We start from the raw sequence: 26,160 nt of genomic DNA, 5'->3' as shown, positions 1-26,160 counted from the left end.
TCACCAGAACCCAGGAGCTACCCGATGACCACTGACCCCAGCGCCTCGCCTGCCGTCGACTTGGCTCCGTTGCTCGCCGCTCAGCGCGAGGCCTATCGCCGCGACGGTGCGCCATCACTCGCCGAGCGCCGCGCCGATCTTTCACGGCTGCGCGCCGCGCTGATCGAGAACCGTACCCGGCTCGAGGAGGCCATCAGCGCCGATTTCGGCCATCGTTCACGCCACGAGACCAGCATCATGGAGCTCGGGAGCACGGTCAGCGGGATCGACTATCTGCACAAGCACCTGCGCCGCATGATGCGCCCGGAAAAGCGCCATGTGGCCGTTCACATGCAGTTCGGCTCGGCACGAGTGGAGTACCAGCCGCTGGGTGTTGTCGGGGTCATGGCGCCGTGGAATTACCCTGTCGTGCTCGCCTTGATGCCGCTGGCAACCGCGCTCGCGGCCGGCAACCGGGTGCTGTTGAAACCCTCGGAATTCACCCCGACGATCAACGCGCTACTCGAGGAGATACTCGGCGCGCTGTTTTCAGCGGAGCAGGTGGCGGTGGTCAACGGCGATGCATCTGTCGGCGCGGCCTTCTCCGGCCTGCCGTTCGATCATCTGGTCTTCACCGGCAGTACGGCGGTCGGGCGCAAGGTCATGCAGGCGGCCAGCGAGCACCTGGTGCCGGTGACGCTGGAGCTGGGCGGCAAGTCGCCCGTCATCGTCGAGAAAGGTCATTCACTGGATCACGCCTGCGCCGGTATCGTGTTCGGCAAGCTGGTAAGCGGTGGCCAGACCTGCATCGCGCCTGACTACGCTTTGGTGCATGAGGAGGAGCTTGCGGCCTTCCTCACCCATTACGAGGCGGCCGTGGTGGCCGCCTACCCCGATGGCCCGGCGAGCGAGGATTACACCTGGGTGATCAACGACCGGCACCTGGCCCGCCTGAACGACCTGCTGGAGGATGCCCGCGCCAAGGGCGCGACGGTACGCGAGATCGGCCGTGAGGCGCCGAGTGCTCATCCCCGTGCCATGCGTCCGACGGTGGTACTCGGCGTCACCGACGACATGACCATCGCCCATGAGGAGATCTTCGGGCCGATCCTGCCGGTGTTCCCCTATCGCACGCTTGATGAGGCAATCGACATCGTCGAGGCACGCCCCCGCCCACTGGCGCTCTACTACTTCGGACACGACAAGGCGGCGCAGCGCCAGGTGCTCGACGGCACGACGTCGGGCAATGTGACCATCAACGGCACGCTCATGCACATCGCCCAGGACGACCTGCCGTTTGGCGGCGTCGGCGCGAGTGGCATTGGCGCCTATCACGGCATAGAAGGTTTCCGCCGGCTGAGCCATGCCAAGGGGATTTACGTGCAAGGCCGCTGGAACGTCACGACACTGCTACGTCCGCCATTCGGCAGGATGGCAGAACGGCTGCTGCGCTTCATCCTGCGGTGAACGTGGGTGGTGCTGCGCTACCTCGCCGAGGGCCTGCTGGCTCCCTGCCGAAAATCGTGCTCCGGTAGCGCCTGTAAGGTGGAGAGCCATTTCTCGACAGTACCTCTTTAGCGACGAGTCGCGAGGAGGCAAACCATGAAACGTGCGAGTTGGTGGCTGGTAGTCGCCCTGATGATCGGCCTGACTTGGCCCATGACTGCGTTCGCCGAAGGGCGCATCTTTACACGCGATGGCCTGGCCATCGGCGGTACGGACCCGGTGGCCTACTTCACCCAGGGGCAGCCGGCACAGGGCTCGCCCGACTATCAGTGGGAGTGGGGCAATGCTACCTGGCAGTTCGTGTCGGCCGAGCATCGCGACCTGTTCCAGGCGGACCCCGAAACCTATGCGCCCCAGTACGGCGGCTGGTGTGCCTGGGCGGCGGCGCGTGGTGAGGCCGCTGCAACCGTTCCCGAGGCCTGGAAGATCGTCGATGGCAAGCTCTATCTGAACTTCAGCAAATGGATCCAATGGCGCTGGGAAAGAAACATTCCCGACTACATCGCCACGGCCGATGAGCACTGGCCGAATATCTTCCAGCAGTGATCCCGACGCGATAAGCCTCTGTCGCGCGGCTTCACCGTGGCCACCCCCCGGGAGTGGAGCAGTGTCCGGATGGTGCGCATTTTTCAATTGAGCTTGCCGCCTTGTCTCAGGCAGGATGGAGAAAAGGAAAGCAGGTTAGGCACTGTCCGAAAAGTCGGCGAGCGTAGGCAGTTATCGGACGGTGCCTAGTAGGGATGAGCAACGGCATACCTCTGGAGGAGCCACATGCAACCGCTGAGCTATTACTACTACAACGTGCTGGAAGGCCTCGAAAAGCCGTGCGATGTGCCGACGACCCAGTTGCAGGAGGGCTTCGATATCCTGTACCGACATGGCGGGCGCATCGAAATGGACCTGATGCGCAAGGCCGAGGATGGCAATGCCCAGGGCAAGCCCTACCACTGGTACGAGGCCCTCGATGACGAGCAGCGAGCGAAACTGCACAAGGCCCTGGATGACGAAAACCCCGCGAAGATCCTCAAGATCATTCAGCGCAACGGCTATGCCGGCGTACTCTACCACCATGCCTGGCAACACTTCCGGGAGCCGGGAGCCGCCTAAGCCCTTCTCCGCAAGTACTTTCAGGGCTCGCGATCTCACGCGGGCCCTTTTCCAAGCTCCTTATTCCAAGCCCCTTGTCCAAGCTCCTTATTCCAAGCCCTCCTGCTGAATAACGCTGGTTTGGATGTCATTGGGTGTGCTACCGCACAGAAAGACTCTCTTTGACTGTTTATGGTTCGAGTGATGTAGCCGCAGTTGCCAGCCCGAGAAGGAATCTACACAAACAGGCGACATCAGCATCAGCTTGTTAAGGAACGACTTGCTGAATTGCAAAGATTACTTGAATCATTACTTCACTTGTTTGTTACAAGTCATGGAGAAATTAAATGAGCGCTGAAAAGACCAAGTCAGATGGCAACCAGTCTAGCGAACGAAGCAGCGAAAGGGCCAAAGGGCAGTTCGACAACGCCGTTTTGGAGCCGGCGCGTGCCTACGGGGCACTGACCACCGATTACTTTGAGAAACTCTTCTCGGTACAGTTCGAGTCGGTTCGGGTCTTTGCGGACAAGAACCTGGCACAGTCCCGCTCCTGGCTTGAGGTGAAGGATTCCGACAGTTTTCGGCAGGTCGTCGAGAAGCAGCAGCAGGCCGTCCGGGAATTGAGTGAGCAGATGAAGAAAGACGCTGACAGGATTCAGGCCTTGAGTCAGGAATACCTGAAGGAGACCCAGCAGCTGACGTCTGAGAGCATGCACTCAGGCAGCAAGCAGCTCGAAGAAAACATGCAGAAAGGGAAAGCTCAAGTAGAGGGCCAGTTCCAGAAGGGCAAGGAAGAGGTAGGCAATTCTCAACAGAAAAGCCAGCGGCAGGCCGACAACAGCAAGAAGTCGACCAGCACGTCGGATAAGTAATGCTGATTGCTTGATAAGTAAGTGGTAACGTGCAGGGCCGCTTTCCCCGGGAAAGCGGCCTTTTTACTGTCTGGCTGTCATCGCCCCGGAACGGGCCCAGCAATGGGCCAAGAGGGGGTCGCTTGACACCGCCGGGTGTCCTGTACTTAGATAGGCTTGAATTTAGATAGATCGGTCTATATAGGAACAGCGTACGATGCCAGCCTCCAAGCGCGACCAGTTGCTCGCCACGGCGGAGCGACTCTTCTATGAGCAGGGATTCCACGCCACTGGCATCGACCGCATCGTGGCTGCCGCCGGGGTGGTGCGCATGACGCTCTACAACCACTTCGCTTCCAAGGAAGCCCTGGTGGCGACAGTTCTGTCGACCCGCCATGAACGCTTCATAGCCAGCCTCGATGCGGCAGCGGCCTCCGCCTCGCCAGGCCAGGTGACTCGAGCCCTGGTCGATGCACATGGCCACTGGCTGAAGCGGTATAGCCAGCATGGCTGCATCATGGTCAAGGCGATGGGCGAGTTCGCCGAGCACAGCGCCGAGATCCATGCCCTGGCGGCTGCCGCCAAGGCCGACCTGATGAAACGCCTCGAAGCAGCCGTGGCCCGCGATGGCCTGGACCAGCGACCCGACCTGGCGCGGCATCTCTTCATGGTGCTGGAAGGCAGCAATACGGCGGCGGCCCTGCTGGGCCCGCAGACGGCCCTGGATGACACGCGAACGATGGTCGATACCCTGATTGCAACAGCCCGGAGCAAGGCCCAATGAGAACCTTGTCGAACATGGGATTTGCCCTTTTTGGTGCCGCGCTGATCGCGATCAGTTTCGGGCTCGCACGCTTCGCTTTCGGCCTGTTCGTACCCTCCATCAGCACTGACCTGGACCTGTCGGCCTACCTCATCGGTATTATCGGGGCGCTGCCGTTAATCAGCTTCGTACTCGCCACGCTGGTCGCGCCGCTCGCCGCTGATCGCCTTGGTGCTCGTAAATTAGCGATACTGTCGAGTGGTTTGGGTGCTGTCGGTCTTGCCCTGATCAGTCAGGCCTCAGGTGCACTATCGCTCGGTGTTGGCGTGTTTATCTGCGGCATCTGTACCGGTTTTATGATGCCGGCACTAACCGTTGCCATGCAGGCACTGGTGAGCCGCACGATGCACGGGCGAGTGAGCTCGATCATGAACGCAGGTACCAGCATAGGTATCATCGTCGCGGTGCCTACCGTGGTGTTCCTGTCCGATGCATGGCGTTTCACTTATGCAATGTTCGCTGCGCTAGCGGGCATTGGGATCGTTGCGGCGTGGTACTTCCTCCCCTCGGTATCACGGATCATGCCCGCCAACGCAGCGCCGCCGCCCCCAATCAGCAGGTTGCAGTGGTCGCGCCTCATCCGGCTCACGTTGTTCGCCTTTGCCATGGGCTTTATCGCTGCACCGTATTGGCTTTTCGCCCCGGACCTGGCGGTTACACTCGGTGCGCTGCCCACTGGCCACACCGGTTGGCTATGGTTCGCGGTCGGTGTCGCCGGCCTCGGTGGTGCCATGGTCAGTGACTTGGCTGACCGCAATAATCCGCCTATTACGCAAGCATTGATGCTGATGATGCTGTCCTCGAGCCTGGTATTGCTGGCCGCCAGCCCAAGTCAGTTAGGGTTGGCGATGTTCTCCGCGCTGGTCTTCGGCCTTGCCTATATGAGTCTTACGGGGTTGTATCTCATGACTGGCATCCGCCTGCTGCCCGGTCGACTCTCGATGGGGCCGGTGTTGCCCTTCATGGCTGTTGCGCTCGGGCAAGCAGCGGGATCACCCATTGCAGGCATGCTGGTGGACGGCTTCGGGTATGCCTATGCGTTTTCGGTATTCTCGGTTATCGGCATTGTGGTGGCGATTCTGTCGCCAATCTATCCGGGCCATATTGATTACTGGGCAGACTGGACTGATGAAACAGCAGCAGAAGAACAAGAGGTGCCGCTGCCGGTTGAAGATGCCGGCCTCCAGGCGGCGTATGATCGCCAATTGCTGGACGAAAATGGCGAGCCAGTCGAACCCGTTGCGGAGGAAGAGGATGCCAAGAGTACGCCACGCCCGTAGTCGAGGCTATGTCACGGCGGCCCGCCAGTGAAAACCGGGGCAGTCGGGCTGCCGCGAGGCAGGACTGGCCGCCTGCCAGTTCGGCGATTATAGGGACCCTTAAATGGAGCACCTGGTTGCACAGTGCCCCACCGCCATTCTTGTGAGAATTCGTCATGTCACGGCTCCCACCCCTGATCGCACTCTCCTACTTCGAGGTCGCCGCGCGAACCAGGAGTTTCGCTGCGGCCGCCAAGGAGCTCAATGTCACCCCGGCGGCGATCAGCCACCAGATCAAGTCGCTTGAGGAGTATCTCGGCGTCGATCTGTTCGTCCGCCACCATCGGCGGGTCAGCCTGACCCCGGCCGCGCGCGTGGCCCTGCCGGAGCTGCATGAGGGGTTTCATACACTGGGTCGTGCGGTGGACAAGATCCGCGCCTATGGCGAAGAGCGCCTGATCGTCACCGTGTGCGCCGAGCCCCTGTTCGCCACCAAATGGATCGTGCCACGCCTGCACCGTTTCTACGCCCGTTGCCCGGACGCCGAAGTGCGGCTGCAGGCGAGCCTGCATACGGTGGACCGCCTCCGTGACAGCGTCTTCGGCCTGGCCGATCTCAAGCGCGCGGGCATCGACGTTTCCGTGCGACTCGGCTACGGCAACTACGCGGACCTGGAGCCCCAGCGGATGATGGGCCTGGATCTGGTGCCAATCTGTGCACCGGAACTGGCCGCCACCGTGGATGGTGTCGACACACTGCGCGGACTGCCGTTGCTGTGTGACAGCACCCTCACCCGCATCAACGAGCCCTACGGCTGGAAAGAATGGTTCCGGCAGCAGGGCTGTGAAATCGGAAGGCTACGGGAGCTGCGATTCGGCAACGGGCTGCTGGCGCTGGAGGCGGCCATGGCCGGCCAGGGCGTCCTTCTAGGCAGTCGGGATCTACACCAGGCGGAGGTATGCGCCGGAAAGTTGTCGGTGTTGTTCGATCGTCCTCTGAACTGTGACCAGGCTTACTACGTGGTGAGTGCGGGAACAGGCCTGGAGCGACCGATCGCCGGACAGTTTCGTGAATGGTTGCTGGAGGAAGCCGATATTACCTCGCCCGGTCTAGCCGGTGACGCCGCTCAGGTCTAGGGCAAGTTAATCAGGCACCGTCCCGGTGCCGGTATCGAGGTCCATCACGCTAGAGCTGCAAGGCATCTGGGGATTCGGGGTTGAGCGCTTTCGGGTCGTCGCGCCCCGGGTACCAGGGCACGCGGCCTTCGAGCACCCCCGTCGTCTCGATGATCTCCGCCACACTGTGCTCCTGGCGGTAGGCCATGATGTGCGCGCCGCTGACTCCCGGAATCTCGCGGATTTCGTGAAGCAGGTCCATGCAAAGTCGCTTGCCTTCCTCCTTCTGGTTCTCGGCCCCCTCGAGTCGAGCAATCACCGCGTCAGGGATGTGCACCCCGGGGACATGCTCGCGGATCCAGCGTGCGCTGCGTGCAGACGCCAGGGGCCCGATCCCGGGCAGGATGAAGACGCGGTCGGGGCCTTCCAGCAGACCGAGATCGTTCACCTTGAGCATGAAGTCGCGCAACCGTTCGATATCGAAGCAGTACTGAGTCTGGATGAACTGGGCACCGGCCGCCACCTTCTTGGCCAGGCGAAGTGGTCGCCAGTCCAGTGGCGGCACGAAGGGGTTCTCGGCCGCACCGAGAAAGATCCGTGGGGGCGTCTCGATGCGCCGCCCGCTCTCGAAGCGCTGCTCGTCGCGCATGCCACGGGCGATCTGCAGCAGCGATATGGAGTCGAGATCGAATACCGGCTTGGCCTGGGGATGGTCGCCGGCCTGCACACCGTCACCGGTCAGACACAGCAGGTTGCAGGCGCCCATGGCCGCTCCACCGAGGATCTCGCCCTGCATGGCGATGCGGTTACGGTCACGGCAGGATATCTGCAGGATGGTGGCATAGCCGACTCGGGTCAGCAGCGAGCAGACCCCGGCGCTGGACATATGACAGTTGGCGCCGGAGCCATCCGTCGCGTTGATGGCATCGACATAGCCATCGAAGATTGCCGCCCGCTTGAGCACCTCGGCCGGGTCGGCAGAGTCCGGCGGGTCGATCTCGCTGGTGATGGCGAACTTGCCCGCCCGCAGCACCCTCTCCAGCCGCCCGGGGGAGACATGGCCAGGCAGGATCGGCAGGGAGTAGCCCGGCACGGGCTCGTCTTCGAACTTCATCTTGTTGTCTCTCTGTTGACGGTTGAAGAGGAGGTACCGTCCCGCTGGCGGACCACGCGAAGCCAGGACGAGCTTCCCGTGAGGCGATGGTCGACCGGCAACTGGACGGCGTGGATGAGATCGCCCTGCTTCATCCGACGACTTCCTTCCCAGGCATCGACCCAGACACACACCATCTCTGGCTTCACCTCGCAATGCCCATCGGCACGCACCCCGCCACAGGGGCCGTTGCGCAGTGTCTTGGGGCAGTTCATGGGACAGGACATGCCGGTAGCAGAGAGAATGCACTGACCGCACATCTGGCAGTCGAAAAGCGCCCCCTTGGCGGCCTTCTCCACCACCCTGACCGGCGCCTCGACACGTTCGTGACCGAGTCGTCTCCATACTGGAGCGAGCTTGACCAGCGCCGGCTCGAAGCGTCGATAGATCATCTCGAAGAGTCTGGCATGGCGAACCACCCAGCGACGCACCCTGTGCATGATAGTTTCCTTCTTTCGTCGAGGGACCGTGTCGTCGTTCCGCCAGCGCCGCTGCTTCAACGCCTCATCCTCGCTCGACTCAGGCGGACAGCCCGGTCTCGAGCTGCTTGCGCAAAAGGAACTTCTGGATCTTACCCGTGGGGGTGGTCGGCAACGGCCCGAAGATCACCTTCTTGGGAGCCTTGAAGCGGCTGATATTCTCCCTGCAGAAGCTGATCAAGGCGTCTTCGCTCAGCTCGCTACCGGGGCGCAACTGGACGAAGGCCGCGGGGACTTCGCCCCACTTGGCATCCACCATAGCCACGACCGCCGCGAGTTCGACCTCTTCATGCCGCTGAATAATCTCCTCCACTTCCATGGAGGAGATGTTTTCCCCGCCCGAGATGATCACGTCCTTCAGTCGGTCGCGAATCTTGATGTAGCCATCCGATTCCACCACGGCCAGGTCACCGGAGTGAAACCAGCCGCCGGCAAAGGCTTCGCTGGTAGCGGCCTCGTTACGCAGATAACCCTTCATGACGATATTGCCTTGAAACATGATCTCGCCCACCGTTTCACCGTCGGCAGGGACGGGCTCCAGCGTGGTCGGGTCCAGTACCGCGATGCACTCCTGCAAGGGATAGGTGACCCCCTGGCGTCCATTGAGCCTGACCCGCTCCTCCAGGGGGCGTTGGTCCCAGCCATCCTGCTTGACACACACCGAGGCGGGGCCGTAGGTCTCGGTCAGCCCGTAGACGTGGGTAAGCTCGACACCGAGCTTCTCCATCCGCTCCAGCACGGACGCCGGCGGCGCCGCACCGGCGATCAGCCCCGACACCTTATGGTCGATCGCTCCCTGCTCGGCACCGGCAGCATCGGCGATCATCGAGTGGACGATGGGCGCACCGCAGTAGTGGCTGACCCGATGCTGCCTGATCAGGCGCAGGATCACCTCCGGGTCGACCCGGCGCAGGCAGACGCTGGTCCCGCCGATTGCCGCCAACGTCCACGGGAAGCACCAACCATTACAGTGAAACATCGGCAGGGTCCACAGGTAGACCACGCTGGGAGGCAAGGTCCAGGACAGCACATTGCTGACCGCATTCAGGTAGGCGCCCCGATGATGGGTGACAACCCCTTTGGGGTTGCCGGTGGTGCCGGACGTGTAACCCAACGCAATCGCATCCCACTCGTCGACCGGCAGTTCCCAGTCGGCCAGCACCGGCTGCTCGGACAGCAACGCCTCGTACTCCAGGGCGCCGATCAGACGCTGTTCGCCCTGGCTCGGGTCAGATACGTTGATTACCCTGGGCGCCGGTCCTTCCAACCGGGCCAAGGCCTTTTCGACCACGTCCACGTACTCGGGATCCACCAGCAGCAGGCGCGAGCGGCTATGCTCGAGGATAAAGGCCACCGCCTCCGGGTCCAGGCGAACGTTGATCGCATTCAACACCGCGCCCACCATGGGAACCCCGAAGTGGGCTTCGTACATGGCCGGGACATTCGGCAACATGACGGCCACCGTATCGCCCCTTTCAATGCCGAAATGCTTCAACATGGATGCCAGTCGGCAACAGCGGGCATAGGTCTGCTGCCAGCTGTAACGCGTCTCGTTGTAGATCAACGCCGTCCTGTCAGGATAAACGGCAGCAGCCCGTTTGATGAAGCTTAGGGGTGACAGCGGTACATGATTCGCCGCCGTTTTCTCGAGAGCATCATTGAAATGGCAAATATCACTCATGGTTTAACCCCTGTTTTTGTAAGGGAGGGCTCCTGACCCGGCTCTTCAACCGGCACGGCGGGGTACAAGCCATTCGCTGTTCAGCTGTCACCAGGCGTATCAACTGCCACGCCACCATCGAATCCGCGGTATGACCGGTATCACGGCTACCTGACGTTTGCGCTAGCGGCCTGGCTGCTCCCAGACAGGTTTGCGCTTGGCCAGAAAGGCATCGATCCCCTCGCCTGCATCAGGGCTGAGCATGTTTTCGGCCATCACATCGCCGGCAAAGTCGTAGGCATCCTCCAGGGCCATCTGACGCTGGGGGTGGAACATGGACTTTCCAAAGCGCACCGCCGCAGGGCTCTTGCTCAGGATCTGTGCCACCTTGTCGGCCACGGCAGTGTCCAGATCGGCATCATCGGTGACGCCACTCAACAGCCCCCACTCCAATGCCGTATCCGCATGGATGAAGTGGCCTGATACGAGCATGTCGAACGCCCGCTTGGAGGATATGTTGCGTGACAGCGCCACGGCGGGGGTCGAACAGAACAGGCCCACGTTGATGCCCGATACTGCGAAGCGGGCCGATTGGGCGGCAATGGCCAGGTCACAGCTGGCCACCAATTGGCACCCCGCCGCCGTGGCCATGCCCTGGACATTGGCGATCACCGGCACCGGCAGCGCGACGATACTCTGCATCACTCGACTGCAGCGACGAAACAACGCCTGGTAATAGGATTGATCCGGATTGGCACGCATCTCCCGCAGGTCGTGACCGGCGCAAAATCCCTTCCCTTTGGCACCGATCACCACACAGCGAACGGCAGGATCGACGGCGATCGCATCCAATTCCTGCTGCAACGCGGTCAACATCGCCTCGGAAAGGGTGTTGAACTTATCCGGCCGATTCAAGGTGAGATAGACAGCTCCGTCTTTATTCTCTCTGAGCAGAATATTTTCCGACGTTTGGCTGTAATTCATAAATGACTCCCGCCAGAAATGGCTGCTTCAACATCATTGATTGTCACCTCGGCGGTGATCGAGTTACGGATAAAACAGCTACGATGGGCGCTGGCGTGGATCCTGGATATCACCTTCTGGTCAGGCACCTTGTCGCCGCCGAAGGCAATTCGGGGCGACAGCTCGATACGCGTGATCTCCATGCCTTTCCTGTCATTGCTCTCCAGGTGGCCGACCGGGTCGTCCTCATAGGATTCGACCAGATAGCCCTGATAATCGGCTATCGCCAGGAAAAACAGCATATGACAGCTGGACACCGCGCTGACCAGCATCTGCTCCGGGTCGGCGCAACTTGAATCACCCTTGAATTCAACCGACGCGGAAACGTTGACCTGCTGGCCACCATTCAATGTAACCTGATGGTTGCGCGAGTAGGTTTGTACGTCGGCTTCGTGAGGGTTTCGCTGCCAACGGATGGCGGACTGGTGTGCTGACATGGATAGGCTTCCTTTTTTCGAATCTCCGAATCGTAGGTGATTCGGGAAACGCCTGGAAAGCGACGATTTCTAACCGGTTGGATTAGCTTGGCTAACGTGATGCCTTGCAACATTGTAAAAGCGTGAACTGGGCTCGCCATAAACTTCTACCAAGACCGGTCCCGAACCGACAGCCCATCACACATGGATTAGAAAAAATAACCTAAACGCTTAGAATCTATCGCTTTACCGATCGAAAGAGCCCGGATAGCCTGCTTTGGGCTGACGACATTTAATTGATCTCACTTAAAACAGCACTAGCTATTCAAGATTACTACGGCAGCCTCGCGACAACCCTCAATCACCAAGTTATGACTTGAAAAACACCTTATACGATGAGGCGCCGCATGAGCGAATCTGCCATGAAGACCTTGAATGTTGAATACGCAATCATCGGCGCCGGCACCGCCGGGCTGGGCGCCTACTCGAAGATCAGCCGCAAGACCGACAGCCTGGTGATGATTCAGGATGGTCCCTACGGCACTACCTGTGCACGAGTCGGCTGCATGCCCAGCAAGCTGATGATCACCGCTGCCGATTGTGCACACCACTTGAACACCAGCGAGTTTTTCGGGGTGACAGCAACCGGTCGTGTGGATGGCCGCAAGGTCTTCGAACGGTTGCGCCGAGAGCGAGATAATCGATTTGTCGCGAACAATCTCCGCTACGTCGACAAGATTCCGGCCCACCACAAGCTTGAAGGGCGTGCCCGGTTTATCGGACCGGGCCGCCTCCGGGTGAGTGAGTCTGTCGAGGTCAATGCGAAGAAGTTCATCCTAGCCTGCGGCTCCAGGCCCGCGATCAGCGAGGTGTTCGAGCCCGTAATGGCCCGCGTCCTCACCAGCGATACGGTCTTTGAGCTGGAGGACCTGCCCCGCTCGATAGCCGTGATCGGTACGGGAATAATTGCGCTGGAACTGGGGCAGGCACTCCATCGACTGGGCGTCGAGACGACAATTTTCGGCCGCTCCGGAAGGATCAACGCCCTCACCCATCCGGCCATGCAGCAGCAAGCGCTCGATCTCCTCGGCGCCGAACTGGATATCTACCCCGTGGGTCGGGTGGTATGTACCCGGGAGGACGTTGAAGGCGCCTGGATCGAGTATGAGCAATCGAATGGACAGCGGCTCACCAGGATGTTCGACAGGGTACTCGTTGCCACGGGGAGGACCCCCAACGTTGACCGGTTGGGTATGGAGCATACGGGCGTGGAAGTCACCGAATCAGGCGCTGTGACCTTCGATCCGCAGACGATGCGCTGCTCGGATCTTCCGATTTTTATCGCCGGCGATGTGACCGACCACCTGCCATTGTGGCACGAGGCCTTCGACGAGGGGCGTATCGCCGCCGATAATGCATTGAGCTTTCCGAATCCGGTGCCTGCAACGCGCAGACCACCGTTGATGGTGGCCTTCACCGATCCCCAGATCGCCACCATCGGCCAGAGCTTCCGGCAACTTGAAGGCCAGGAGATCGTCATTGGCGACCTGCCGTTTACCAGTCCTCGCCATGTGGTCTGGAACAAGGTCCAAGGGCGCATCCAAGTCTATCTGGACGCGAAAACCGGCGTCATACTGGGAGCCGAGTTGCTTGGGTACAAGGCCGAACACCTGGCACACCTGCTTGCCCTGGCCATCACGCACGGCATGACGGCCGAGCAGGTCCTGTCGATGCCGGTCTACCATCCCAGCGCCGAAGAGCTGTTACGCGACGTCTTGATCGACGCCCGGGACAAGTGCAGGCGCTACGCAGCCGAAAACATGAGCCATTGACCCGACTCATTCATCATGGCGAGGAATACGCAGCATCTCGATCAGTCCATGTGTCGACCGTCACGAGGCCAATTCCATCGCAACGATCTAAACTGTGCACTCAGGCCAGATCCACATGAAACGACGACGGCCCCTCCTTCGGGAATCACACAAGAGGCTGAGAATACATGAGGAAAATGACTATTGATGCTGCGGACATGCGTATTCTGTCCGCAGTGCAGCAGCACGGGCAGCTCAGCAAGACAAGGCTGTCAGAGCTGGTCAACCTTTCTCCGACGCCCTGCTGGATTCGTTTCAACCGATTGAAGGAAGCGGGCCTGATACGTGGCTATCATGCGGACATCTCGCTGGACAGGATCGTGGATGTCTCGAAAGTCATCGTGACCGTTTCGCTTAAGGGGCATCAAAAATCGGCTTTCGAACGCTTCGAGGCCTATATCCGCCAGGTGGACGAGATCGTCGAATGCATCGCCACGGGTGGCGGCATGGATTACGTCTTGAAAGTCGTCGCGCCCAGCCTTTCCGCCTTTCAGCACGTAATGGACGAACTTCTTTCGGCGGAGCTGGGGGTCGAACGCTACATGACCTACATCGCAACCAGAGACATAAAGTCGACTCACCCCAAACTTTCCCGCTTGATGGCTGAATCAGGACATTGAACCGGGATCGCAGATATCGGTGACAGGCGAGTCGAATGCCTGCCCCAGCGATACCGCCATGAAGGGTAGTACCGGCCCCAGCCACAATCGTGCCGGCAACAGTCAGATACCGGTCATGAGATAGACCCCCGCCGAAAGCGGCGATACCCACCGAGAGCCATAGCCATCCGGTGGCGCCCAACGGCAGGCCGCCGAGGGTGGCCACCAGGTCAGGCACGAAGATCCCGTACGCGGAAGAGACGAAGCCTTGTTCGGATAAACCGGACCAAACGGTCTGCGGTCCGTAAAAAACTGGCCTGTTCAGTTTTAATTAACGGTGATTTTAGACCGCTTGACAGAGCCATGTGAGTCTATAGTGAGGTGCGTATCAGCCAGTTCAAACAGCCTCTTGAATTTCACATCACGAAAGGTAATTACAATGACAAATGCTACTTCAGCTAACATAGAAAAAGAAGATGACTTTGGGTTCGGAACGCAGATCCGAAAATCCCCCTACTTTGACGCAACAGTCCGCTGGGGAGCAAAAGGCTTTTCAGTATACAATCACATGTATATTCCGCGTGACTTCGGAGATCCGGAGCAGAATTTCTGGAATCTCGTGAATGAGGCTATCCTTTGCGATGTTGCCGGCGAACGACAGGTAGAAATCACAGGTCCAGATGCGGCGAAATTCATGCAGAGTCTAACCCCGCGTGATTTGTCGGAAATGGCTGTTGGACAGTGTAAATACATACTCATCACCAATGCAGACGGTGGTATTCTGAACGACCCTATCCTCCTGCGGCTGGCAGAAAATCACTTCTGGATCTCGCTGGCTGACAGCGACATTCTGTTGTGGGCGCAAGGTGTTGCGGTTCATTCCGGGCTAGATATCAGCATCCGCGAACCCGATGTTTCTCCTTTGCAATTACAAGGCCCTAACTCGGGCGAGGTTATGAAGAAACTCTTTGGCGAGAGCATCATGGATCTGCGCTATTACTGGTTGCGCGAGATAGAGCTTGATGGCATCCCACTGATTGTCTCTCGCACCGGCTGGTCGAGCGAACTTGGCTATGAACTTTATCTGCGTGACGGCACACGAGGGGACGAACTCTGGGAAAAGATCATGGCTGCAGGTGCGCCCTTTGGGCTGAAGCCTGGTCATACCTCTACGATTCGCCGCATCGAAGGTGGGATGCTCTCCTATCACGCTGACGCGGACATCAACACCAACCCTTACGAACTTGGGATGGACCGTTTGGTGAACCCGGACATGGAGGCGGAGTTTATCGGCAAGACCGCATTGCAGCGCATCCGTAAAAATGGCGTGAGTCGCAAGCAGGTCGGGCTGCGTATTGACATGGCGCCCCTCAAAAGACCCAACACCCGGTTCTGGCCGCTTAGCAAAGATGGCGAAACCGTCGGAAAGGTGACGTCTGCGGTCTATTCCCCGCGTCTTGAGCAGAATATTGCTCTGGCCATGGTTGCCACTGAGCATGCCGCGATCGGGACTGAACTGGAAATCCCAACCGCATCTGGACCCGTGCAGGCTGTTGTGGTCGAAAAACCTTTCTTCGACCCCAAAAAGAAAATCGCCATATCCGCTTGAATACCAGCTCATTATGCGAGCATTCGGGAATTGTGTTCGAGTGCTGTACGACGCCAATGGTGATCAGGGATCAGGGATCAGGGATCAGCTCCACAGTGACATTGCCGTGAAAGGAGAGACACATGTATTCCATTCGTCTTTGGGCCGTACGGCACGCAAGTTTTTTTGAGAGCCTATACCGAATATTCGAACCGGTAATCGTCAAGATGCAGCCGCTTTGGAAGTCGATAGGCTACCAGCGAGCAGAAATGCCGGTCAGCGTGCTGGAAAAAATCAGCAAGGGATTGCTGTTCGACTGCAAGATGTGTGGTCAGTGCATCCTCAGCTCTACCGGAATGTCATGCCCTATGAACTGCCCTAAATCTTTGCGGAACGGTCCTTGTGGGGGGGGTACGCGCCAACGGCCATTGTGAGGTCAAGCCGGAGATGAGATGTGTCTGGGTCGAAGCCTGGGATGGAAGTCAGAAGATGAAAGGGGGCGAAAAGATCCATGTGGTGCAATTGCCCGTTGATCACAGCCGGAAGGGCAGTTCGTCCTGGCTGCGTGTAGCACGTAACGCCTCGAACCTGACACAGGACCATAAGGACGCCTCAAGGTGAGTTCAATTAATGCATGCCTTGATAACAATAGTGAACGACCCGCCAGACAGTTCGCCCTGACGCCAGAATAAACAATACCAAAGACATCAACTTGCTGCCAGCGAAACAACCAAAAACATCAATATATAAAGGCTTTCTGCCATGAGACAAATCACGGACTACTCCAACCAATACGTTCTCACTGTCAGCTGCAAAACTGCGCCTGGCATCGTTGCTGGGATCGCATCTTATATTACGGATCGCGGCGGCTATATCGCAGAACTATCTCAATTCGATGACAAGATCAGCGGCCAGTTCTTCCTGCGGACGTTATTCAATATCTCTCCGGATTCCAGCTATTTCTTCGAAGACATCCGCACTGGCTTTAATGACTTGGCAGACAAGCACGGCATAGAGTGGGCGATGCATGAGGTCAGCCACCCGACCAAAGTCTTGATCATGGTATCCAAGTTTGACCACTGCCTGGTCGATCTACTTTACCGTTATCACAAAGGCGAACTGAACATCGATATTACCGCGGTAGTATCCAATCACCTGGATCTCCAATCGCTAGTTGAGCGTGAAGGCTTTCGCTTTGTTCACCTGCCAGTGACAGCAGAAACCAAACTGGAAAAGGAGGCTGAGCTACTCAACATTATCAACGAGACCGAAACCGAGCTGGTGGTACTGGCGCGTTATATGCAAGTCTTGTCTGATAAACTATGTGAGCAGCTGCAAGGCCGGGCCATCAACATCCATCACTCTTTTCTGCCCGGCTTTAAAGGTGCCAAACCTTATCACCAGGCATTTGAGCGTGGCGTCAAGCTGATCGGTGCTACTGCGCACTACGTGACCGCAGACCTGGATGAAGGACCGATTATCGAACAGTCCGTGCTACCAGTTAATCATGCTTACTACCCGGATGAACTTGTAGCCCTTGGTCGCGATACCGAAACGAAAGCACTAGCAAGCGCCGTTAGACTGCATACAGAGAACCGTGTGTTTCTTTCGGGCAATAAAACCGTTATTTTCAAATAGACGCAGAGGGCATGATGGCTCAATTAATTGACGGAAAACAGCTCTCGGACCAGGTTTTGCAAGAAGTCGCCTCTGAAGTCGAGCTACTCAGGGCGGAACATGACATAGTGCCGACACTGGCGGTGGTTCTGGTGGGTGAGGATCCCGCCAGCCAGGTGTATGTGAGGAACAAGGTAAAACGGGCGGAAGAAGCGGGGATGTGTTCTATCGCGCACCGGCTTGACGCCGAATGCACCCAGGATGTCCTGAATAAGCTTATCGATCATCTAAATAATGACCCTAAGGTGCACGGCATTCTGGTGCAGTTGCCGCTGCCTTCACATCTCAATGACGAGGAGGTGATAGCTTCCATCCATCCAGCTAAGGATGTTGATGGCTTTCACCCACTAAACGTCGGGGCCCTTGCTTCTGGGCGGCCATCGCTAGTGCCGTGCACGCCACAAGGATGCATGATCATGCTGAGCCAGGTCCATCCGGACCTGAGTGGTAAAAATGTCGTAGTGGTGGGGCGCTCTAATATTGTGGGAAAGCCGATGGCTGCACTGCTGTTACAGGCAAACTGTACTGTCACCATTGCACATTCACGAACGCAGAACATCGAAGCACTGTGCCTCAATGCCGATATTGTGGTGGCGGCGGTCGGCCGGGCGGAGTTCATCAACGCTGACTGGATCAAGCCTGGTGCAACGGTAATTGATGTCGGTATCAACGCCATTGATGTCGATGGCAAGAGAAAACTCGTGGGTGACGTGGATTTCGAATCGGTTGCCCGCATCGCTGGCGCAATTACACCGGTACCCGGTGGCGTGGGTCCCATGACGATCGCCTGCCTGCTTTTGAACACGACTCGTGCAGCGAAACATCAGTTGGCCTGACCTTTGGCCCCTCGCGCGCCCCAGGAGTGCCCGGCGTCCCCCAAACGACGCGACAGCAACAACAACAACAGAGGACCTCGCATAAAGCACCACGACGATCGACCATCTTCGGCCTGGCGACCATCTTCGGCCTAGCGTTCTCGCTTGGCTTTGGTGCATCCCAGGCCGGGGGGCGCCCTCTCCATCCCACATCGAATCGTTCGACTCGACGAGTCTAGCTTGATCGAGATGACTGACGTCAAGCACACCAAGGGGAACAGCCCAGCCATGCGTGTGCTGAGGCGGATCTGTATGTGAAAAATATTTCTAGTATACAATTTTTTTCAGATACTGTAGACATCACAGCTAGCAGATGTACTACAAATCCAAGAACAGATCGGAAGTCCTCATGCCCAAGCAGCAGGTCAATACGTCCATCTTTGACTTTCACGGCAGGCCGCCCCTGGGCAAGGCCTTGCCCCTCTCGCTTCAGCATGTGCTGGCCATGATCGCCGGCGTCATCACCCCGCCCATCATCGTTGCAGGGGTCGTGGGTGCCAGCGTGGAAGAGAGGCTACTGCTGATCCAGATCGCGGTGCTGGCCTCAGGCGTCAGCACGCTTTTCCAGCTCTACGGCGCCTGGAAGTTCGGCGCTCGCCTGCCCGCCATCTTCGGGGTAGGCTTCGCCTATGTGCCCACCCTGGTCGCCGTAGGCGGCCAATACGGCCTGGCCGGCATCCTCGGTGCCCAGCTGATCGGCGGCATCTGCATGATGGTGGTGGGCTATTTCATCCAGTACATCCGCCACCTGTTCCCACCGGTGGTGGCCGGCACCGTGGTGCTGGTGATCGGCCTGTCGCTGTATGACATCGCGGTGCGCTACATGGCGGGCAGCGGTAACGTCGAGGCCCCGAGTTTCGGCGAACCGCTCAACTGGCTGGTGGCCCTCGTCACCCTGGCGACGGTACTGGTCGCCTCGCAGTTCGGCAGGGGGGTGGTGAAGCTCTCGGCCATTATCGTCGGCATCGTGGTGGGATACGTGCTGTCGCTGCTGCTCGGCATGGTCAGCTTCGACGCGGTCGCCGATGCCGGCTGGGTGGCGGTGCCCCGGTTCATGCCCTTCGAGCTGGAATTTCACACCTCGGCCATCATCGCCATGGTGATCATCTGCGTGATCAATTCCGTGCAAACCATCGGCGACCTCTCGGCCACTACGGTGGGGGGCATGAACCGCGAGCTGACGACACGCGAGCTCACCGGGGGGCTGCTGGGCAACGGCTTGACCACCACGCTGAGCGCCTTCTTCGGTGCCCTGCCGACTGCCACCTTCAGCCAGAACGTGGGTATCGTGGCGATGACCCGTGTCATCAGCCGCTTCGTGCTGGCGCTTGCCGGCGGTTTCATGCTGCTGGCCGGGTTGAGCCCCAAGTTCGGCGCTCTGGTGACGACCATCCCCTACCCGGTACTCGGCGGTGCGACCGTCATCGTTTTCGGCATGATCACCATGACCGGCATCAAGCTGCTGATAAAGGACGAGCTGTCGGCGCGCAACATGACCATTGTCGGCCTGGCGCTGGCCCTGAGCCTGGGTATCTCACAGGTGCCCGAAGCGATAGCCCAGCTCCCTGAGTGGATACAGAGCGTGATCGGTGGCTCCCCCATCGTGGTCGCGGCCATTACCGCCTTTACCCTCAATCTCGCTCTGCCCCGGGTCAGCCTGGCCGACGAGGAGCGCGAGCGCGAGCAAATGGCCCGCGCCGACGAGGAGAGCAACTGCAGTACAACTCAGGACCGGGAAGCAGCCGCTGACTCCCATCGCCAGGAAGGCTCGGCTGGCACGGCCAGCAACACCTGAGGTCGGTTCAGCCCGGCCACCGGCGGGCTGAGCGACTCACCTCATCGCGATGCAACTCGAGCCCTGCCCCGGGGCCACCAGGAGTCATAAGTGAAAAGCCTGAGCCATCTTTCCGTGAAAATGAGCTGGACGCTGGTCCTGCTCGCGTTTCTCGCCCTGTTGATTGCGCTGAGCGCCATGGGACTCTATGCGGTCAACCACAGCCAGCGCAGCTTCGAGACCTCCGTGCGCCAGGTCGAGGCCGGCACCCAGCAGGCGGACAGCGCCAGCAGCACCATGGGCGCAATCATGGCCTCGGTGCAGCGCGTCAACGAGCTGATGAACGAGATCGCCGTGGCCTCCAATGAGCAGCGCGCCGGCATCGGCGAAGTCAACACCGCGGTGGGCGACATGGACAACACCACCCAGCAGAACGCCGCGCTCGTCGAACAGGCAAGCCTGGCCGCAAGCCAGCTTCAGGCCGAAGCGCAGCGTCTCGATGAAGCCGTCGCGCGATTCAAACTGGCAGACAGATCTCAGGAGCCCGCCAGCCTGCCGTCCCATTCAGTGGGCTCCCTCACAGCGGAGCACGTGCCAAGGCTGGCGGGCCAGACGAGCTATGCCGCTGGTTAATTGTTGTCGTTGCTCTAGCGCGGAAACTCAGAAAACTTGGGCATCTCATCGGCCGGTTCGAACCACTCCGCCTTGGAGGAAACCCAGGCGTGGTAGCGATTGCTGGGCGATATCGGAGTATCCAGGGTGCCCAGCCGTAGCCGCTTGACCTCGGGAGCGTCGTCGCGGGCGCTGTTGAGCGGGCTACCACACGCCGAACAACACACCCGCGCCTTGTTCGGCGTGGCGCGATACTCCTTCAGGTATTCAGCGCCCAAGGTGATGCAAAAATCGGAGAAGTTGTACACCGCATTCCCCCTTGAAGAAGCAGTGGGCCCAGTTATTATTACTCCTTCATTGTATCGGGAGATTTAATGCGGCGAGGAAAAATCAACCTCATTAGCCACTGCAGCAACAAGTAAATCAATGAGAAAAGCAGCGGTATCATTGCCTGAAGTGTAGGCTCAGCAAGGATCATATCCCATGGCCCCGGCTCCATTCTCACAACATGCCCACCGAATCGGCTAACCTGTAACGTTTTCCCGGTGGCATGGCAAGCAACTTCAATACCTGGCCCCTGTTGTCCAACTACGGAGAATACGCAGGCCGTATCAGCCGGATTGCCGTTGGCATCCATGACATAGACCTCATCACCCAGCTGTAGGTCCAATTCCATCACGGGATAGCGCAAGTCCGAAAGCAACCGTTTCTCCATCACTATCACACGGCCTGCTCGCAGTACCGGTGGTGGCTCGCCCACCGAGGCTGCATAAGTCTCACTGCCAATGGCACCGACCGCCAGTAAGCTACCACTGACAGGGAGTTCCTCAATATGGACGTTAAGTGAAGCGGTATCTTCCCAGTGCCAAGTGGTCGGTTGAGACGATAGATTCTCCAACGTAACCACTGGAATCGCACGAGTCAGTTCCTTTGCCTCTTCTTGCGTTGCTTCTCCCTGCAGTGTGCCATCGTGAGCATTGAACAATGAACCGGAAGATTCCAGCGCACTCGATTCATGTTCCTGCAGCGTAATTTGCAATGGGCCGTTGCCGTAGCGCACCATCCGCACGTTCGAGCGGGGTCCAATCTCCACTAGACCGCTGAACGGAAATGAATCCAGGGGCTGCTGGCTCAGGGGATCCGCAGCCCCCAGCATGGCATCCGCCTGCTGAATGTACCAACGCGTGGCACTGACCCCCGTCGTCACCATTTCCAGCACTTCCGTATCTGCGGCGATATGGAATGTGCTGGGCTTACGTAGCGACTCGGCCAACACATAGACCACCCCGGGAAGCAGTACCAAAGTAAGGATCAGGCCAATGACTGGGCGGCCCAGATTTCGAGCTCTTGCAGGAGAGGTCATAATCGCGGCAATCATGCGATTAACGGAAGAGAGCAGCTTCGGTGGTTTCATGGCGCTAAGGGGAAAGGAACTGGCGGGGCACGGTTGGGTCCCCTTAGACGAACCAGTTCCGTTTGGTTGAATAGCGGTTCACCGTGGTCGCGAAGCTCAGCAATATCAATCAGGCATTGTCGGTCGAAGGCGATACGCTGAGGGTCCGTTATGAGCTCGCATTCAATGGCTTGCGGTGCCCCACTCTGGTAAGGAACAACAAGAAATGCCTGCATACGGCTGCTGTTGATCATGATGGCCAACCGCTGCGCTTCCTCGGGTCGTTCCCAGGAAACGGGCAGGATATGCTGGACAGGTTCCCCAGGGTCACAGCTCTGCTTCACTTCCGCCAGGGCCGCCAGCACGCCTGAACGATCCTCGGCATAGAAGACCGGCTCGCGGCTCTCGAACGTCACCCGTAGCAGGAAGGGGGTTTCATCCGCTTCTAGGGGTGCCCTCAGCAATCCTGTATAACGCCCATCTCTTGCCAACAGCGACAGGCAGAGCTCGGCATCCCTGATACCCAGACCGCCCGGCACCCACACATAGAGTTCCTTGCCACTGGGTTTCCCACGTTGCTCGAACATCGCGCCCGCAAGCGGCCGTCCCGAAACCGGCACAGCGGAGGAGAAGCCCTCATCCACCATACGGGCAGTGACCTCCCTCTCGGGAAGCGGCTGAGCATACGCCAGGCTGCTTAACAGCAGGCCTAATCCAAGGCTCCACCACACAGTCATGACAAGTGGATCCGTACCGGCAGTCTGGCACTGTTACCGTCAGCATTATCCTCTGCTGTGTACTGACCACCTATGGAGCAGTCCAGCACCCCAGCCAATTCAACGCCGGAAAGCTCATTCAATGCCAGTGTGCAATTGTATTGGTGCAAGTTGCCACGTCGATGGCTTTTTAATTCAATTTGCAGTCCTCCGCGTGTCAACTGGCCAACGAAGTCGTTATTTCTAACGGACGCGGTTCGGAAATTTCCGGTAATTTCGTCAGTTGCAGAATTGATCCTCAAGTCAGCAAGGGTGAGCTCACGGTACAAGCTGTAAGTATACGCTTGGGCCTGGCTGGCCTGAGTTGGCTCCACCAGTTCGACAACCAGAAAGTCCCGGCTGTGAATCAGCTGACGCAGCCCAGCGGTCTGCAGCCGCTCGTCATCACTACTTAGGGCCGTCTCCATGGCCATGCTGCGCAGTAGCGGATCCTCCCCGTTCATTACTTCCTCGAATACCGCTAGTCGGACCGCGGCACTATCGTCGGCAAGCAGGTTACTCACCCGCTCAATGATCCCGGCCCGTTCCTGAGCTGCCTCGAGACTAGCTAGATCTAACGCCATTAGCGGCGCACTGCCCAGAGCCAGAACCAAGCTGATCCAGCAGACACGGAAATATTTCATGAGCACCTCTCACGCAGGTTTATTGTTGTTGTCAGCGCGCAGTGGTATTGCGCACTCGCACGTAGCCTTCTCGGGTTTGCCACCATGGCAGCCCCGTCACCTTGCCAGTTATTTCGACGCTTTGACCCACGCTCAGCCAGCGCACCACGGGGGACCACTGGCTGGGCTCCTCACGGATAGCCGTTCTTTCTGTGACAATGGCCACGCCGTCATGGGGTTCCACCGGCAACTGTGATGCTGGAAGTTGGCTCGGACCGGAAGCCTGAAAGAACCGTGCCACTAAATGGCTGAGGGCATCATGGCGATAGGCTCTTACCACGCCATCCTCTATCGCGAGCACCATGCCGACCGGCATGCCATCCAACAGCAGTTGCGAACCACTGACACCCTTGAAGGCCTCGTCCACCTGATCGACCGGCCTCACCTCCACATGGCGATCATCCACCCCAGTGAAGTGCACGGGGTAAGAAACGATGCCGCCTGTTTCACGCACCCGTAGGATCGCTCCCTGGCGGCTGCGCGAAACAGCGTCGGTCAGAGTGGCATCAAGGCTATCGATTACCGGCCAGCCCGTACCACAGGTGATCTTGCCTTGCGATGCCACCCGTATCACCGCGATGTCGTCACCGTAGGTGGTCTCAAGCGAGGCCGGCGCCCAGACGCGACCCGCCGACATCACGCTGAGTCCCAGTCCGAAACCGATCACATGTTCCGGCACGATAGCGAAGCACTCGCCGCTCCGCACGCGAAGCACGCCCTGCCCTACCTCCTCACCCTGCACCAGGACCGGGGCTGCCGAAGCCGCCAGCACAGTGGCCAGCGAGAAATATCCAGCCACCAGGATTTGCACCATCCCACGCATCAGCACCCCCTCTACGCCTTCCGAAGCGTAGCCAAGCCACGCGCGATGTACCTTTACTCAACAGGACTGACCTTCCATTGAAAAAACCACAAGCGTTGTTCCGGATGCAGCAGGCACAGGCGCGGCGCCGCGTTCACGCAGCTCGATGACACAGCTGGTGTCATCGAGAAGTGTGCCGCCAAGCTTCACCTGCAGCCGGCGGTTATACGGGTGCAGGGAAATGCAAGCCTGAAAGGAATCCCTTTCCATGCGGGCGCTCCCTGCCTGTGTGTACGGCTGTATCTTTATGTTGACTTACGTTTCAGCGTAGCACTGAAAAATGATTCCTCCCATGTATCGAGCCAATGGAATCCGATGAAAGGAAAGGCAACCGCGTGGGCCACGCAGTGGGCATCCTTTACCCACACACGAAAGAAAGTACCCATAGGCGCCGAAGTCGTTGCCATCATCGCCTTAGGGCGCCCTATGGAAACGACGTTACAAGAAAGCCGACAGAGCGCATTGTCTGTCGGCTATTCCGGTGCTGGCTTTCTAGAGGCTGACCAATCCTGAATCGATCAGCGGGGTGATGCGCCGGACGCTCGCGCGTCGGTTTACCTGGCTGGGACCCTGCGTATCCAGTTTCAGATAGCGTTCACCATAGCCCTGTACGATCAGGTTTTCCGGGGGAATGGCGAAGTATTCGGTCAGTGCCAGGGCAACGGCTTCTGCTCGCCGATCGGACAGCCCGAGATTCATCAGCTCCGATCCCACGGCGTCGGTATGGCCTTCGACCAGGAAAATCTCGTCCGGGTGCTGCTCGATGATGTCGGCCATGGTGTTCCCGATCAGCCTCAACGCTTCGGCCTCGGAGGGCTGAATGGCCGACGAGCCGGTCGCGAACTGGATAACGTCGAGATCAATACGCGGCATCATGTCTCGGACTCGTGAGTTTTCGCGCACCTGACGGAGCGTGAAGGCCCGATCGAACTCCTGTACCGGCGGTGCCAGCAGTGCTTCGCGCAGGATGTCCTCATCTGCACGCCGGTATTCGACCACGTAGCGTTCTTCCGGCATGTCGTAGCGCAGGGGTGGCAGGGACTCCTCGAGGTCGACGGAAGACACCCAGCTATCGGCCTTGACCGTTTCGTCGATCAGCACGATAGCGGTGTCATCGGGTAGATAGCGAGTGCGCTTGAGGACGAAGCCACCGGAATCACGAACGGTCACGATCCGGCTGCCATCCTCTCGAGTGACGGTGGAGCGGGTGATGCCATCGGCAAAGGATTCGGTAGTCTCGGTTACTCCAGGACGACGCAACAGGAGATTCTCGTCCTTGCGAACATGCAGCTCGCCGTCGCGCTCAACGATCATGCGGTCGCCTTGATTCTCGACGACCCGACCACCGAGCTGGGGGATCAAGGCGCCTGCGACAGCACCTACTGCGGCGGCTCCCAGGTATTTCCATATCTGGTTGTCGTCATCATCGGCTTCTGACGCCGTCGTGGCCTGGGCCTCTTCGTCGCTGGTACGCGTAGTATCCGCAGTCACGACCGTTTCGGATGTCTCACTGGCTTCCTGGGTCTCAAGGGCGGCGGCAGAGGCCAGGGCGTCGGCTTCGGCCTCAGCCAGAGCTTCCGCATCCGCCTTGTCACTGGCCTCCTGCTCGGCCAGTGCATCGGCTTCGGCCTGTTCGATGGCCTCTTGCTCGGCGACGGAGCGTGCCTCGGCCTCCTCTGCGGCCTCCTGCTCCGCGAGGGCGTCGGCTTCAGCCTGTTCGGCGGCTTCCTGCTCGGCCAGGGCATCGGCTTCGGCCTGCTCGATGGCTTCCTGCTCAGCCAGGGCGTCGGCTTCGGCCTGCTCAGTGGCCTCCTGCTCGGCCAGGGCATCGGCTTCGGCCTGATCGGCTTCTTGCTCAACGAGTGCGTCCGCTTCGCCCTGCACGGTGGCTTCCGGCTCGGCCAAGGCATCGGCTTCGACTTGCTCGGTGGCATCCTGCACCGCCAGGGCGTCGGCTTCGGCCTGCTCGGTGGCTTCCTGCTCTGCCAGGGCGTCGGCTTCGGCCTGCTCAGTGGCCTCCTGCTCGGCCAGGGCGTCGGCTTCGGCCTGCTCGGTAGCTTCCTGCTCTGCCAGGGCGTCGGCTTCGGCCTGCTCGGTAGCCTCCTGCTCCGCCAGGGCGTC

The 26,160-nt window shown here is 59.2% G+C and carries 28 protein-coding genes; 16 read left to right on the top strand and 12 right to left on the bottom strand.

Annotated elements, in window-relative coordinates; all coding sequences use genetic code 11:
- Positions 1-24 precede the first annotated feature (24 nt).
- The 7 genes from DU505_RS15115 (at position 25) to DU505_RS15085 (ending at position 6,640) form a co-directional block, all read left to right on the top strand.
- Positions 25-1,446, top strand: a complete 1,422-nt coding sequence (locus DU505_RS15115; RefSeq protein WP_114479824.1) for a coniferyl aldehyde dehydrogenase — start codon at positions 25-27, stop codon at positions 1,444-1,446.
- Between the two features lie 135 nt (positions 1,447-1,581).
- A complete protein-coding gene (locus DU505_RS15110) occupies positions 1,582-2,031 on the top strand; it encodes a YHS domain-containing (seleno)protein (protein WP_114479823.1) in 450 nt (149 codons plus the stop codon).
- Between the two features lie 225 nt (positions 2,032-2,256).
- On the top strand, positions 2,257-2,592 hold the full coding sequence (locus tag DU505_RS15105) for a hypothetical protein (RefSeq protein WP_114479822.1): 336 nt from the start codon (positions 2,257-2,259) through the stop codon (positions 2,590-2,592).
- 326 nt (positions 2,593-2,918) lie between these two features.
- Positions 2,919-3,443 carry a phasin family protein gene (locus DU505_RS15100; protein WP_114479821.1) on the top strand — a complete coding sequence of 175 codons (525 nt, stop codon included), beginning with the start codon at positions 2,919-2,921 and terminating at the stop codon, positions 3,441-3,443.
- A gap of 196 nt (positions 3,444-3,639) precedes the next feature.
- Positions 3,640-4,206, top strand: coding sequence for a TetR/AcrR family transcriptional regulator (locus tag DU505_RS15095; RefSeq protein ID WP_114479820.1), 567 nt, complete (start codon positions 3,640-3,642; stop codon positions 4,204-4,206).
- Complete coding sequence (locus DU505_RS15090; RefSeq protein ID WP_114479819.1) at positions 4,203-5,525, top strand: MFS transporter; 1,323 nt, start codon at positions 4,203-4,205, stop codon at positions 5,523-5,525. The genes DU505_RS15095 and DU505_RS15090 overlap by 4 nt, the downstream gene beginning before the upstream one ends.
- A 155-nt stretch (positions 5,526-5,680) precedes the next feature.
- Positions 5,681-6,640 (top strand): LysR family transcriptional regulator, encoded by a 960-nt coding sequence (locus tag DU505_RS15085; RefSeq protein ID WP_114479818.1) that lies wholly within the window; start codon positions 5,681-5,683, stop codon positions 6,638-6,640.
- Positions 6,641-6,689: 49 nt separating this feature from the next.
- Here the strand turns inward: DU505_RS15085 and DU505_RS15080 are convergent, their stop codons facing one another.
- The 5 genes from DU505_RS15080 to DU505_RS15060 all read right to left on the bottom strand — a co-directional run bounded on the left by DU505_RS15080 (position 6,690) and on the right by DU505_RS15060 (position 11,371).
- A complete protein-coding gene (locus DU505_RS15080) occupies positions 6,690-7,733 on the bottom strand; it encodes a methylenetetrahydrofolate reductase (RefSeq protein WP_114479817.1) in 1,044 nt (347 codons plus the stop codon).
- A complete protein-coding gene (locus DU505_RS15075) occupies positions 7,730-8,212 on the bottom strand; it encodes a methylenetetrahydrofolate reductase C-terminal domain-containing protein (protein WP_114479816.1) in 483 nt (160 codons plus the stop codon). The genes DU505_RS15080 and DU505_RS15075 overlap by 4 nt, the downstream gene beginning before the upstream one ends.
- Positions 8,213-8,291: 79 nt before the next feature.
- The gene (locus DU505_RS15070) at positions 8,292-9,932 is read right to left on the bottom strand and encodes an acyl-CoA synthetase (protein ID WP_114479815.1); all 1,641 of its coding nucleotides are present in this window, start codon (positions 9,930-9,932) and stop codon (positions 8,292-8,294) included.
- 162 nt (positions 9,933-10,094) lie between these two features.
- Complete coding sequence (locus DU505_RS15065) at positions 10,095-10,895, bottom strand: enoyl-CoA hydratase (RefSeq protein WP_114479814.1); 801 nt, start codon at positions 10,893-10,895, stop codon at positions 10,095-10,097.
- Positions 10,892-11,371, bottom strand: coding sequence for an OsmC family protein (locus DU505_RS15060; protein WP_114479813.1), 480 nt, complete (start codon positions 11,369-11,371; stop codon positions 10,892-10,894). The genes DU505_RS15065 and DU505_RS15060 overlap by 4 nt, the downstream gene beginning before the upstream one ends.
- 386 nt (positions 11,372-11,757) lie before the next feature.
- On the opposite strand from DU505_RS15060, the gene DU505_RS15055 reads away from it, so the two are divergent.
- From DU505_RS15055 to DU505_RS15015, 9 genes are all read left to right on the top strand, one after another.
- Positions 11,758-13,182 (top strand): dihydrolipoyl dehydrogenase, encoded by a 1,425-nt coding sequence (locus tag DU505_RS15055; RefSeq protein ID WP_181872841.1) that lies wholly within the window; start codon positions 11,758-11,760, stop codon positions 13,180-13,182.
- Positions 13,183-13,358: 176 nt separating this feature from the next.
- Positions 13,359-13,841, top strand: a complete 483-nt coding sequence (locus DU505_RS15050; RefSeq protein WP_245947987.1) for an Lrp/AsnC family transcriptional regulator — start codon at positions 13,359-13,361, stop codon at positions 13,839-13,841.
- Between the two features lie 418 nt (positions 13,842-14,259).
- Positions 14,260-15,429 (top strand): glycine cleavage T C-terminal barrel domain-containing protein, encoded by a 1,170-nt coding sequence (locus DU505_RS15040; protein WP_181872840.1) that lies wholly within the window; start codon positions 14,260-14,262, stop codon positions 15,427-15,429.
- 122 nt (positions 15,430-15,551) lie between these two features.
- Positions 15,552-15,842 (top strand): methylenetetrahydrofolate reductase C-terminal domain-containing protein, encoded by a 291-nt coding sequence (locus DU505_RS23045; RefSeq protein ID WP_340148279.1) that lies wholly within the window; start codon positions 15,552-15,554, stop codon positions 15,840-15,842.
- 13 nt (positions 15,843-15,855) lie between these two features.
- On the top strand, positions 15,856-16,029 hold the full coding sequence (locus DU505_RS22910) for a hypothetical protein (RefSeq protein WP_245947985.1): 174 nt from the start codon (positions 15,856-15,858) through the stop codon (positions 16,027-16,029).
- Between the two features lie 141 nt (positions 16,030-16,170).
- Positions 16,171-17,046, top strand: coding sequence for a formyltetrahydrofolate deformylase (gene purU / locus DU505_RS15030; RefSeq protein WP_114479810.1), 876 nt, complete (start codon positions 16,171-16,173; stop codon positions 17,044-17,046).
- Positions 17,047-17,060: 14 nt separating this feature from the next.
- The gene (gene folD / locus DU505_RS15025; RefSeq protein ID WP_220250802.1) at positions 17,061-17,921 is read left to right on the top strand and encodes a bifunctional methylenetetrahydrofolate dehydrogenase/methenyltetrahydrofolate cyclohydrolase FolD; all 861 of its coding nucleotides are present in this window, start codon (positions 17,061-17,063) and stop codon (positions 17,919-17,921) included.
- A gap of 388 nt (positions 17,922-18,309) precedes the next feature.
- Positions 18,310-19,755, top strand: a complete 1,446-nt coding sequence (locus DU505_RS15020; protein ID WP_114479808.1) for a uracil-xanthine permease family protein — start codon at positions 18,310-18,312, stop codon at positions 19,753-19,755.
- 90 nt (positions 19,756-19,845) lie between these two features.
- The gene (locus DU505_RS15015) at positions 19,846-20,367 is read left to right on the top strand and encodes a methyl-accepting chemotaxis protein (protein WP_245947983.1); all 522 of its coding nucleotides are present in this window, start codon (positions 19,846-19,848) and stop codon (positions 20,365-20,367) included.
- 14 nt (positions 20,368-20,381) lie between these two features.
- Here the strand turns inward: DU505_RS15015 and DU505_RS15010 are convergent, their stop codons facing one another.
- The 7 genes from DU505_RS15010 to DU505_RS14985 all read right to left on the bottom strand — a co-directional run.
- Entirely contained in the window at positions 20,382-20,690 is a 309-nt protein-coding gene (locus tag DU505_RS15010) for a GFA family protein (RefSeq protein WP_479688576.1), read from the bottom strand.
- A 2-nt stretch (positions 20,691-20,692) separates the two neighbouring features.
- Positions 20,693-21,724, bottom strand: a complete 1,032-nt coding sequence (locus tag DU505_RS15005) for a hypothetical protein (RefSeq protein WP_114479806.1) — start codon at positions 21,722-21,724, stop codon at positions 20,693-20,695.
- A gap of 32 nt (positions 21,725-21,756) precedes the next feature.
- Entirely contained in the window at positions 21,757-22,476 is a 720-nt protein-coding gene (locus tag DU505_RS15000) for a hypothetical protein (RefSeq protein ID WP_114479805.1), read from the bottom strand.
- On the bottom strand, positions 22,473-23,138 hold the full coding sequence (locus DU505_RS14995; RefSeq protein WP_114479804.1) for a hypothetical protein: 666 nt from the start codon (positions 23,136-23,138) through the stop codon (positions 22,473-22,475). Before DU505_RS14995 ends, DU505_RS15000 begins: the two co-directional genes overlap by 4 nt.
- A 31-nt stretch (positions 23,139-23,169) precedes the next feature.
- Positions 23,170-24,000 carry an SH3 domain-containing protein gene (locus DU505_RS14990; RefSeq protein WP_114479803.1) on the bottom strand — a complete coding sequence of 277 codons (831 nt, stop codon included), beginning with the start codon at positions 23,998-24,000 and terminating at the stop codon, positions 23,170-23,172.
- Between the two features lie 57 nt (positions 24,001-24,057).
- Positions 24,058-24,249: a hypothetical protein gene (locus tag DU505_RS22395; protein ID WP_147273088.1), complete on the bottom strand. Its 192-nt coding sequence runs from the start codon at positions 24,247-24,249 to the stop codon at positions 24,058-24,060.
- A gap of 282 nt (positions 24,250-24,531) precedes the next feature.
- The coding region (locus DU505_RS14985; protein WP_114479802.1) for an OmpA family protein at positions 24,532-26,160 on the bottom strand (1,629 nt) is incomplete at its 5' end.

It is taken from the genome of Billgrantia montanilacus, from assembly GCF_003336675.1.
Classification (GTDB): Bacteria; Pseudomonadota; Gammaproteobacteria; order Pseudomonadales; family Halomonadaceae; genus Halomonas; species Halomonas montanilacus.
Note: the sequence above shows the minus strand (reverse complement) of the source record. Positions and strands in the feature narration are given on the sequence as shown.